10 protein-coding genes are annotated in these 11,727 nt (G+C 45.1%); 2 read left to right on the top strand and 8 right to left on the bottom strand.

Annotated features, from left to right (window positions below; translation table 11 throughout):
- Window positions 1-186 precede the first annotated feature (186 nt).
- The 7 genes from MICAI_RS01220 to bchD form a co-directional block, all read right to left on the bottom strand.
- Entirely contained in the window at window positions 187-1,128 is a 942-nt protein-coding gene (locus MICAI_RS01220) for a glycosyltransferase (protein WP_008196625.1), read from the bottom strand.
- Window positions 1,129-1,182: 54 nt separating this feature from the next.
- A complete protein-coding gene (gene ispD / locus MICAI_RS01215) occupies window positions 1,183-1,866 on the bottom strand; it encodes a 2-C-methyl-D-erythritol 4-phosphate cytidylyltransferase (RefSeq protein WP_008196622.1) in 684 nt (227 codons plus the stop codon).
- A 105-nt stretch (window positions 1,867-1,971) separates the two neighbouring features.
- The gene (locus MICAI_RS01210) at window positions 1,972-2,370 is read right to left on the bottom strand and encodes a DUF1824 family protein (protein ID WP_008196620.1); all 399 of its coding nucleotides are present in this window, start codon (window positions 2,368-2,370) and stop codon (window positions 1,972-1,974) included.
- A 176-nt stretch (window positions 2,371-2,546) separates the two neighbouring features.
- The gene (locus MICAI_RS01205) at window positions 2,547-3,197 is read right to left on the bottom strand and encodes a hypothetical protein (RefSeq protein WP_008196618.1); all 651 of its coding nucleotides are present in this window, start codon (window positions 3,195-3,197) and stop codon (window positions 2,547-2,549) included.
- Between the two features lie 141 nt (window positions 3,198-3,338).
- Window positions 3,339-4,229, bottom strand: coding sequence for a hypothetical protein (locus MICAI_RS01200; protein WP_008196616.1), 891 nt, complete (start codon window positions 4,227-4,229; stop codon window positions 3,339-3,341).
- A 10-nt stretch (window positions 4,230-4,239) separates the two neighbouring features.
- Complete coding sequence (locus tag MICAI_RS01195; protein ID WP_008196614.1) at window positions 4,240-4,743, bottom strand: hypothetical protein; 504 nt, start codon at window positions 4,741-4,743, stop codon at window positions 4,240-4,242.
- Between the two features lie 290 nt (window positions 4,744-5,033).
- Entirely contained in the window at window positions 5,034-7,031 is a 1,998-nt protein-coding gene (bchD, locus tag MICAI_RS01190) for a magnesium chelatase ATPase subunit D (RefSeq protein ID WP_008196613.1), read from the bottom strand.
- A 190-nt stretch (window positions 7,032-7,221) separates the two neighbouring features.
- On the opposite strand from bchD, the gene MICAI_RS01185 reads away from it, so the two are divergent.
- Complete coding sequence (locus tag MICAI_RS01185; protein ID WP_008196610.1) at window positions 7,222-8,904, top strand: hypothetical protein; 1,683 nt, start codon at window positions 7,222-7,224, stop codon at window positions 8,902-8,904.
- Window positions 8,905-9,219: 315 nt separating this feature from the next.
- Here the strand turns inward: MICAI_RS01185 and MICAI_RS01180 are convergent, their stop codons facing one another.
- The gene (locus tag MICAI_RS01180; RefSeq protein ID WP_008196608.1) at window positions 9,220-10,503 is read right to left on the bottom strand and encodes a TldD/PmbA family protein; all 1,284 of its coding nucleotides are present in this window, start codon (window positions 10,501-10,503) and stop codon (window positions 9,220-9,222) included.
- Between the two features lie 347 nt (window positions 10,504-10,850).
- Here MICAI_RS01180 and MICAI_RS01175 point away from each other — a divergent pair, with 347 nt between their 5' ends.
- Window positions 10,851-11,639, top strand: coding sequence for a Uma2 family endonuclease (locus MICAI_RS01175; protein WP_008196605.1), 789 nt, complete (start codon window positions 10,851-10,853; stop codon window positions 11,637-11,639).
- Window positions 11,640-11,727: the final 88 nt, after the last annotated feature.

Genomic DNA, 11,727 nt, shown 5'->3' with positions numbered 1-11,727 from the left:
TATCCAATAACAATTTATCCTTATGATGACGAGGGATATGTATCGGAAATTAAGAATATTCCAGGATGTTTCACTCAGGGAGAAACCCTAGAGGAAACCTTAATCAGTAAACAGTAATCAGTAATCAGTAATCAGTGAACTGAAAACTTACATCTGATAACCGATAACTGATAACTGATAACTGAATTAAAGCCATTCGATTTCTTTAGCTTTTTCGGGTAATTTAGCCGTGGACTGTCCTTGGCTGCGGGACTGAAACCCAATTAAATCGAGGGGAGTAGCCAATAAATCTACTATATCAGCCTTGCCAAACAGTAACTTGAGGGTATTTTTTGGTAGATCTTTTAATAACCAACGACCGAGACTAAAAAATAACTGTTGATTGGTTAAAGGTCGCATCAATTCGACCCCGTGCAATTCGTGAAGATAGCGATTTGAACAGCCGTAGCGTTGAAATTGACTGCGAAAACTCTTGATAGTCGAACGATGACGATGGTAAATAATTGCCTCTGGTGCGTAGGTTAATTGCCAGTCGGTTTGTTGTTGAATACGCCAACAGATATCGGCATCGCCACCCGTAGTTAAATAGGGACGAAATAGACCAACTTTCTCGAAAGCGGCTTTTCTAATTGCTAAATTAGCTGTTTGACCATAGGGAGAAAAAGGGTGTTCTAAGAGAAATTTTTGCGAGAGAATCTCTCGACGTTCAGCATATTTTTCTAGCATTGAGTTACCAGTTAAAGCTAATATTTCCCCTGCAACGATACCGATATTAGCATCACCAAAGGGTTTAACTATTTCTTCTAACCATTGATAGGAAGGACGACAATCGGCATCGGTAAAAACTAACAGATTATAACGGGCATTTTTTATGCCTAAATTACGAGCGGCGTAGGAACTTTGAATCTGATTTTCTGTAAGCACAACTAACGGAAATCCTGACCCTTTACTCTCGATCGCTGCCTGTTCTAAAATAGACCCAGTTTGATCGCTGCTATTGTTATTTACGAGAAGATACTCCACTTGCTCTCGGGGATAAGTTTGACTTTGCAAACATTTGAGCAAATCGGGAAGATCATCTTCACCATTGTAGATGGGAATGATTACTGATATAAAGGGAAAAATCATCAGAGACCGCCTAGAGTTGACCGCTACCTAGTCTAATACAATCACTGTAAACTTTTATGGCAAACGTTGACTTAAAATATATTCGGCAATTGCCAGATCCCCCGGGGTAGTAATTTTTAAGTTAGTTTCTTCACCGACGACAATTTTCACGGGAAAACCACATTTTTCTAATAAGGCAGCATCGTCGGTGACTTCCCAAGCTAATTTTCGCCCCTGTTCATGACATTCTTTTAATAATTTTACCTGAAAACCCTGGGGCGTTTGGGCCGCCCACAACCGCGATCGATCCGGTGTATCCTCAATCCAGCCCTTGCTATCGACAATTTTAATCGTATCTTTTACCGGAATGGCCGCAATAAAACCCTGACAAGTGGCTAAAGCGGCCGCACAGCGATCGAATAATTCGGGAGTGGCTAAACATCGCGCCCCATCGTGAATTAAAACCGTCTCAGCCCCCTCTGGTAGGGCTTGTAAGCCATTATAAACTGATTTTTGTCTGGTTTCGCCTCCTTGGATGATTTGCACGGGTTTAAGGGCATTTATGGCGGTGATAATTGCTCGGATCTCCTCAAAGTCTTCTGGTTGTGCCATGATACCAATCCAGATAATTGCCCTGGATTGCATGGCAGCCAGTAAAGTCCAAGCGAGGAGCGGTTTTCCGTGCAGGGTGAGCAGTAACTTATTGCGATCGCTGCCCATCCGTTTACCCATTCCCGCTGCTGGAATTAACAAATACATATTTTTTTCAGGTAAAATTATTAAAAGAGTCAGGAAAGAGAAGGTCAGTGGATAGGAGTGGTTAACTTTTTGCTTGTTATTAGTAAACAGTAAAAACTATCCCTCTTAAGAAAATAAATCGAGGGGAAAGTGACCATAAGTACCGACTAATTGATCATTTTCTGATTGACAAGAAACCAGGACACCGCGATAGGTCCCCGTATAGGAATCGAGATAGGAAGCTTGTCTTTGGGTATTGTATTTAATATACACCGCTCCCTGTTCTGGTTGGTCTTCTGGGAGACTATTAGGTAGGGGATATCCTAGGGCTTGTAGATAACTTTTCAGGGCTTTAAATCCCTCTTCATTGTTATCGGCACAGATACCTAAATTAATTGATTCCGAACCTTGGTTAACTAATAAAATTGCCTGTCTTAGAGCTTCTTCTTCTTCGGGGGATTGGGCAATTTTTAGTTTAATACATCCATATTCTTTTAGGAGTTTCAAGGCTTCTTCCATAGACATGAGCGGTTAGATAGACGGGGCTAAAGATCAAAAATAAGCTGGTGCTGCTGTCCTTAACGACAAATTGCCAAGAAAAAAAGCCCTAAATCATTGAGATTTGGAGATAGGAAAATTCTGCATTGGTTTTAATCGTAAGCGGGGCAATTCCGATCATATCAGGTTGGGGACAGGAAAATTTATCGGGGTTGTTCGATCGCTCCGGGTTGTGCGTACATTTTACTCACTGCTTTTTGATAGCCGAAGTAAGCACCTATAATAATTCCAGCACCAAAACCAATCGCTAGGTAAGACAAAATTATACTGAGGGGACAAGGGGAATCTCTCCGATGAGATAGGGAAAATCCCTCACCAGTAGCCACAATATCCTCAGCAGCTTCAGGGAACTCCTCTGGTTTCTCTAGGGCTTTTTCTTCGGTTGTTTCAGAGTCTTCCAAAGCTTCTGGGTCGTCTTCTCGGTCATTTTCGGCGATTTCTGCGGTTATTATCGGCAAAGAGTTTAATTTGGTGACATGATTGACGATTAAATCATCTTGACTCAGGGTTATCGATTCTTGCCAAGCGGGGATATCGGATTCCTCGGTCATACCGTAAACGATCACTTGTTCTAATCCATCGATGCCCAAGCTTTTGATTTCTGCCGACAAAAAAGGCAATAATTTGTGTTGATTGGGTATCCTTTTGGATTGAACTTTGAGAGTCAGGGCATTTTCTTGTGAGGTGGCTTCAATAACCTCTATTTTTCTGGTTAAGAGACTTTGGTTAAGTAGGACAATAATAGCGGCTGCATCTTGCTGTTTAGCGGCATGGATAAGTTGTACCTGATTCATGGCCTTGAGGGACTAAAGAGAGGATATTATACTAAATACTTGGCCGAGTGGGAAGTAGGTTTTTACAGTCGGATTGGGGGTTAATCACACTATTAAAAGCGGATTTAGTATCGGTCTGTCCATCTCTCCCCCCTATGCCACTTAAATTTCCGCCACGGCTCTTTCGATTAAACGACGAGCCAGGGTTTGAATGCCAGTATGTTCATAGTAATTAGTCGTCATATCGAGGAATGCCCCGACATATACCAATTTATCGGCAGAAAAGTCGATAAATCCCTGGATTTTGCTCAATAATCCCTGCTGGCTCAAACTGCGCTCGCTGACAAAACCACTCATCCAACCTTTAGTGGAGTCGAAACTTTGACCGATAAAGTCTAATTTTCTGGCAGTATTTCCCCCCGGAATCAATTCTTTAATACTGCCGAAAGTGGAGTTAGATTCTAATTCTTCTGGCCTGAGAATGCTGAGGCCCGATTCCACTTTGCGGATAAAACTGCCCCCCAGGGGAATTAAACCATCCAAACAAACTAACGCCGCCATCCGCATCAGGGATTCGCCGCTATAATCTCCCAGAGAAGCGACGAAATCATCGATACTATCCCCCGGAATGCCATTAATTTGACAAAAAGCGATTAATTCTGTCACTAATTTCAGGGTTAGATCGATGGTTTGCGCTTTTTCGGGGGCAGGAGTTAATCTTTCGATTAAACCGCCCATGAGGGGAATTTTACCACCGACGGCATTGGCAAGAGAGGCGGTGGCTAGGGCATTATCGGCGCTGTCGATGGTTTGGTAGAGCCAGAGCGCCCGTTGATAGCCCTGGGATTTATCATTAAACAACCAAACGGCTCGATCGCCAATCTGTTGAATCATGCTTTCGTCGGTTTCGCCGGTGACTTTGATAATTGTATTTTTAAACCCGACTAGGTTATCCCACTGTCCCGGCACCACATAATCAAGGGTTTTGAGAACTTTGACGGTGAGATTATTCGTCGGTAATTCGTCCACCAGTTGAAAAATTGGCTTACTCACGGATGTCTCCTTACTTTAACTTTGCTAAACCATCTAAATCGAACTTAGCTAACCAAGTTTGGCGATCGCTGGCGGTAAAATCCGGCTCCCGCGATAAAACCTTGACTTGATAGCGATTATTGACTAAAACGGCGCTGGCGGTTGCACCCTGTTCGACAGCGGGAAAACCTTTAATTGTGGTTTGACTGTCTTGGAATTTATTGGCCGCCGCGGGATTATTGCTGATGTCAGATATGGCTAACATAGCCAGAACTTTGCCATCTTGCTTCAGTTTTGCCTCGGCAAAGCCTTTTTTCTCCTGGGTATAGACGCGCTCGTATCCTCCCCCAGAAGGCGGGAAAAACCGATTAAAACTGCCGCCAGAGGTGGATTCTTTCACCACTGCCGCCGCCCCGCGAGCGGTACTTTCTTGTTGCGCTTGGTCAAATTGCGAGGGAGCTTTAGCACAGGAAGTTACTAGCAAAAGTGTCGCTAATACCCCTGCTATCAAGATTTTGCCCAATCGAAAGCTCATAGTTATCTTAATTAAAACTTGCTCATGTTTGTTTGTAGTATATCTCTCGCTTATTGCTGATTATTGTTAAGTTTTTCTAGATGCTGTCACACTGGACCGAAAAAAAACAGAAAATCAGCAAAATACAAGTCATTAACGACGGCAGGAGGCAGTCCCGATGAAAAAATTTTCACCCCCACAGATGAAAGAGGTTTCCTTCCCTACACCCCACACCCTGCCCCCCCGATGTCGGGGGGGTTGGGGGGGCTACACCCTGCCCCCACCGAAAAACTTTTTGCCGCAAACCCTAGCTACAGTCCCGCAATTGCCCCTCGCGCCATAGATGCGATCGCTTGTTCCGTAGCCCGGGGTAGATGATAATACTTACCCCCGGCTTTTAGGGCTAATTCTTTGGCAAAACCAGTGGAGACGAATTTTTTCTCCGTATCGATAACCAGCAGTTTAATGCCTAAAGAGCGAATTTTAGCGGCAATATCGAGCAGTTCTGCCTTAATATCCGGTTTTTCCCCCTCCGGAATCGGTTCGCCTAAAGATTTCGCCAAAGGAATATTACTTCTCCCGTCGGTAATCGCCACAATCACCACTTGACCGATATCTCCCGATAAACGGGCATTCATCCCCACATGAACCGCTTGGGTTAAACCGTGAGCTAAGGGGGAACCACCGCCACAGGGCAGGGTTTCTAGACGTTTTTTCGCTAGGGTAATCGATTTGGTCGGCGGCAATAGTACATCTGCTCGCTCACCCCGGAAAGGAATCAGGGCAATCTGGTCGCGATTTTCGTAAGCTTCCGTTAACAGACGCATAACCGCACCTTTGGCCGACTGCATCCGATTCAGGGCCATGGAACCGGAGGCATCAACGACAAAGACAATTAAAGAACCGGCCTTGCGGGCCAGCCGTTTTGAGCGCAGATCCCCTTCTTCTATAATCACATGACGTTCGGGATTCCTTAAGCGACGGGCTTTTTGATAGGGGGCAGCCGCCCGGAGAGTGGCATCGACGGCGACTCTTTTTACCTTGCCCCGGGGTAACATCGGCTTAATATAACGTCCCCTATCTTCCGAGAAAATCAGGTTACGCGCCCCGGATTTCCCCTGACGCTGGGCCATCTGGGCAAAATACAACACACTGGGATCCAGTAAAACCCCTTCTGGGTCGAAAACAAATTCTTCCGGCAGATTATCCGGCTGTTCCGGTTCTTTTTCTTCCTCTTTCTCCTCCTCTTTTTCTTCCTGTTCCTGCTGGTTTTCGTCTTGGGGCGGTTCCGGTGGTGGCGGTGGTGGCGGTGGCTGTTGTTCCTGTTCTGGAGGTGGCGGCGTAATCAGCGATCGAGGTACAATAACTAATTCGACGGCTCTTTTTAAGTCATCGGCACTGACTAAATCCCGACCTTCTAAAGCAGCGGCGGCCTTGGCTACTCTCACGGCAAAAATCTCGGCGCGATGACCTTCTACCCTACCGCGCACCGCTTCCTCCACTAGATAACTAATTTGTTCGGGTTTAATTTTTACCTCTTTTAACCATTCCCTCGCCAGAATAATTTCGGTTTTTAGATCATCGATTTCTTGGGCATATTGGGCGATAAAAGCGCTGGGAGAAACAGCATACTCGATCGCCTGATTGACGGCGGTGACTCGTTGGTCTAAACTGAGGACACCATCGGCGGAAAGGGCAATGGCAATTCTATCTAATAAATGGGTTCGTAAGTCCCCTTCTTCTGGGTTATAAGTAGCGATCAGGAGCGGTTTACAGGGATGTTGAAAACTGATGCCTTCCCGTTCGATTTGGTTGCGTCCTTCGCTTAAAACTGTGAGTAATTGGTTAGCAATTTGGTCATCGAGTAGATTAATTTCATCGACGTAGAGAATTCCCCGATGAGCGCTGGCTAATAAACCGGGTTGAAAGACTGGTTCCCCCCGTTTCACCGATTCTTCCACATCGACGGACCCCAATAAACGATCCTCGGTGACTCCCAGGGGAATCTGCACGAAGGGGGCCCGGATAACTTCCGTGGGGACTTCTCCACTGCTATATTCTTCTTTAGTGTGATCGTCCCATTCGTCGGCATTGTTGGGATCACAATTAAAGACATTACCTGCGATAATTTCGATCGGTGGCAGTAGGGAATGTATCGCTCGCGCCATGACTGATTTGGCGGTTCCCCGACGACCGGCAATTACCACACCCCCTAGGGCGGGATCCACGGCGGCTAAGAGTAGGGCTAATTTAATCGCTTCTTGGCCGACAACGGCAGTTAGGGGAAAATTGAGAGTCAGAGTGGGCATAGATCTAGATTCAGGCGGCCAAATTCTAGTGTAAAACAGAAGCTCCCGGGTCTGGCACTTTTCCCCTTTTGATTCCCGAACCCAGATTTTAGCTGCATCTCGATGGATTTCTTCCTCCCCGAACCGATCGACAAGTTACTGGGTTAATCTAGGATTAGCTCCTAATAACGGCTGTAGAGAGGACAGAAATATGATAGCGACAATAATCGATCGCCTCACGGAAACCAACCCGCAAATTATGCGAGAATGGCAAGGAAGATTAACCCCGAAAAATATCTCGATCGCCTCGGTTATCTCCCTAGTTGGTCAATTATTAGTTTATTTATACTATCAAAATCTCTTGCCGGTAGAGGCGGGATTTAGTCGTTACTGTACCGCTAATCCCCCCAATAACAACGATTATTATCCCTATAGTGGGCTTAAATACTGTATCCAAGACCTAAATGGTCAATGGATGATTATCTCCCGGTTATGGTGGTTAGATATCTTCACTTTTCTGAGTATTACCGGCATTTTCGCTCTTTTAGTGGTGGGAACCTATCAATTAATCGCCGATCTTTCCGGGGAAGAGCGCCGAGGTACACTTAATTTTATCCGTCTGAGTCCCCAACCCGCCAGAACAATTTTTATCGGCAAAATTTTCGGGGTTCCCATTCTCCTCTATCTCGTCTGTCTTCTCGCTTTACCCTTTCACTTGGGAGCGGGTTTATTAGCAGGTATTCCCTTTTCGTTAATTTTAGCCTTCTACGGGGTTCTAATCGCTAGTTGTGCCTTTTTCTATCATGCTGCCCTGAGTTTCGCTTTGGCCACGCCATGGTTAGGGGGATTTCAACCCTGGTTAGGCAGTGCTACAGTCTTAATCTTTGTGTTTTATAGCACTATTTTTACTTTATCGGGCTATGGCGGTTCCCGTACCCCCTTTGATTGGTTAATTCTCTTTAATCCTAGTTTTGTCCTTCCCTATCTAGTTAAATCTACTTTTCTCCCCCCCGATGCGGTACGCTATCTAGGAATCTCACAAATCTTTGATCTGCGTTGGTACGGTCAATCTCTCTGGCAATCGGTTATAATGGGTATTAGCTTAATTTTGCTCAATTTTGCCCTCTGCACCTGCGGTTTAACCAGAATTATCCAGCGTCGCTTCCATAATCCCCTCGCTACTCTTGTTAGTAAACCCCAAAGTTATTGGATTATGGGCTGTTTTAGTGCCATTAGCCTAGGTTTTGTCTTCCAAACTCTGGAACCGAGCTATCTTTTCGATAATTTTGCGATTCTTAGCGTTTTTGTGGCAATTTTCGGCTTGTTAATCCTTTTTGCCCTCACTCCTCCTCGTCAAACTCTTCAAGATTGGGCGCGCTATCGTCATTTGCAAGGAAAAACGGGCATTAGTCTGGGAAAAGCTTTAATCTTTGGCGAAAAAAGTCCTTCTACTCTAGCCATGGCTATTAACGTCGCCATTGCCATTTTATTCATTCTTCCCGCTATTTTTATCGCCCCTCTCCATCAATATAAACTAGCCACTGCAGCCGGGTTTCTCTTGGGAATGAACATGATTTTAGTCTATGCCGCTATCACCCAGTTATTGATGTTAGTCAGGACAAATAAACGCGCTTTGCTGGCAGTCACTAGCATCGGCATTTTGATTATTTTCCCCTTCCTCTGTTTCGCTGTCTTGCGAGTTAATCCCAGTCAATCTCCGCTGTTATGGTTTTTTACTTTTCTTCCCATTGCCGCTACTAAATACGCTACACTTCCCTCTTTCGCTTTGGCAATCTTCAGTCAGTGGTTGGGTTTAACCATCGTCGGGTGGCAAATTAATCGGCAATTAAATCGCCTTGGCGCCTCGGCAACTAAAGCGTTAATCCCAAGCTGAAAAATACTGACTCACATCGGTTAATTTTTTTCCTAAAAAAGCTTGACAAAACCCCACGACTTGACAGATAATTTCTTATAGAATGGGAATCCGTGCTTGCCTGCGACCCCCCTCTTTTCAGGTCAAATAAAGCCCCAAAAAAATTAACCCCAAAAAGTAGGCTGAGTTAATCTCAGTTCCCAGATGATGATGATTCGGAGCATCTTTCAATTTTACAACGCCTATTGTAGGGCTAATTCATGAATTAGCCCTACACATAGTAATTTCAGTTCCCATCTGATTAGGAGCATCTTTCAATTTGACAACGCCACATTTTTACCCTACCACCGATAAACTATCAACAATTAGCGAGGGAGTATAACAGGAGCCATTCCATTGATTATCGGCCCCCAGAGCGATTAAATTCTGCAAAGCCGTATAAACATTTCCCGTCACCATTGTATCTTTAACGCGTCCGGTGATTTTGCCATTTTCTATGCGATAACCCAGATCGACATTGACAGAAAAATCGCCCGAAATATCGGCCCCATGACCTAAAATTTGGTCGATAACTAGGCCCTCATCTATTTGCGAGATTAAATCCTCTAAAGTTCCCTCTCCCGGTGCCACGATTAAATTAACCAAATCCGGCATGGGATAAACCCCTAAACCGGGACGAAAACCGTTTCCCGTCGGAGTAGTTTTTAACAATCTGGCCGTGGTACGATCGCTATAGAATTCCTTAACTCTACCTCCCTCAATTAAAGATAAAAATTTGGTAGGAGTTCCCTCATCATCAAAGGGACAACTATAGGGTTCTCGCTGGGGTTGTTGGGATAGAGTCAACTTTTCCGACATCACCAATTGACCGATTTTATCACTCCAGGGCGAAGAATTTTCTAAGATCTGTTTCCCATTTAAAGCCATCTCCACCGTACCCCATAACAGTGTAACTGCATTAGAGGTCAATAAAATTGGTAATTTCCCCGTGGGACTATCCACATTATTGGCGGCCCATTGTAGTCGCTGCAATAACTGTTTAATTACCGTTTCGGGATGGGGTGTACTGCGAGTATATTCCCCATCATAAACTGCGAGAAAATCCTCCCCCCGCACCCATTCAATCCCCAGATAATAACTCAAAGCTGTATCGGTATATTGACAATATAAACCCTGGGAATTAGCCAAACGGGTGATTTCCTGTTCACATTCCCATTCACCACTACAAATAACTTCAGGATAAACTTGGCGAATTTGGCCAATCATTTGATTACCCATCTCGATTAAAGATTCTACCGCCACATCCTGGCCAATCGGGTCATAAATTGCCTGTCGTGGTGCCGAAAATTCGATTTCTTCCGGGGCATTGAGATAGGATAAATTTAACGCCGTTTCTACTAAAATTTCCGGTTCTACATCACCATAACCCACCGCTAACCCCGGACAACCCTGGCGCCATAATCTCAAGGCAGTTCCCACGGATTCGGAACTTTCTAACTGTTTAAGACGATTAGCCTCAAAAAAAACGGGATGGGAAAGGGAGGAAGATTGATAAACTTCGGCTGCCACCGCTCCCGATTGGAGAGCCAGTTCGATGAGTTGTTGCGGATCGATCGTCATGGTGATAGTTTTTGAGATGATAGCTATCTGATTATCTCAAGCCCCGGTACCGAAGCGCAAACAGGTAAGACTGGGGGGAATTAAAAAATTTGGCTCTCCCAGCTTTGGTGGGTAAAATGTATTTTAAGATACATTTCTCAAGAGCGAGGGGGTGGAACGAACCACAAAGACACAAAGGACACAAAGATCGATCGATCCTATGTCAATTAAACTTATCACACAGAACCTAGAAGAGCCAAAAATTTTTGCTTAAGAATCTACATAAAGCGATCGAGTTGGCAAAAAAGTTATCATAGGATCAATAATCAGCAAAAATCTGGACACTCCCACCTAGAGAGGCCGAAAAAATGACGATTGCCAAAAGCGACGAAACTGCCACCTCTCCGGCACTGATAGAAGAAGATTTCGAGGACTTTTGGGAACCACCCCCACCCCCCACAGACTTAATTTTTGATGATGGTGAACCCTTGGAAAGCAATCGACACCGCATTGCCATGAATGTGCTGATTCGCTCCCTACAGGAAGGTTACGGTGAGCGAGACGACTTCTACACGGGTGGCAATATGTTTATTTATTTCAGCCGCGAACAGGCGAAAAATCGCGATTTTCGCGGGCCCGATTTCTTCGCTGTCCTCAATGTCGATGGCAAGAGAGAGCGACAGGGTTGGGTAATTTGGGAAGAAGAGGGACGTTATCCTGACGTTATCGTGGAATTAACCTCTCCTAGTACCGCAAGAACCGATAAAGTGCGAAAAAAAGCCATTTATGAGGGAACCTTCCGCACGCCAGATTATTTCATCTACGATCCTTTTGATGGCAATTCTTTACAAGGATGGCATTTAGGGGCCGACCAACGCTACCATTCTTTAGAACGAAACGAGCGCGGCTGGTTATGGTGCGAAAGCTTAGGCTATTGGTTGGGAACTTGGGAGGGGACTATTGACCGAGAAACGGCAATTTGGGCGAGATTTTATGACCCAGAAGGCAATTTAATCCCCTTGCCAGAAGAAGCAGCCCAGGAGCAAGCAGCGGCGGCCCAGGAGCAATTAAATGCTACTCAGCAAGCGCTGGAAGCGGAAAGACAGCGTTCTCAACAGCTGGAGGCCCGTTTGCGAGAAATGGGGATAGATTTATAGTACAAGTGTGGGGAGCTTTTTGCCTGACTGACGGACATATTTTCAAGACAATAAGTAGGGTTGGCTGAATAAATCTAAAAACCTTGTT

The sequence above is a fragment of the Microcystis sp. T1-4 genome, assembly GCF_000297435.1.
In the GTDB taxonomy this organism is placed as follows: domain Bacteria; phylum Cyanobacteriota; class Cyanobacteriia; order Cyanobacteriales; family Microcystaceae; genus Microcystis.
Note: the sequence above shows the minus strand (reverse complement) of the source record. Positions and strands in the feature narration are given on the sequence as shown.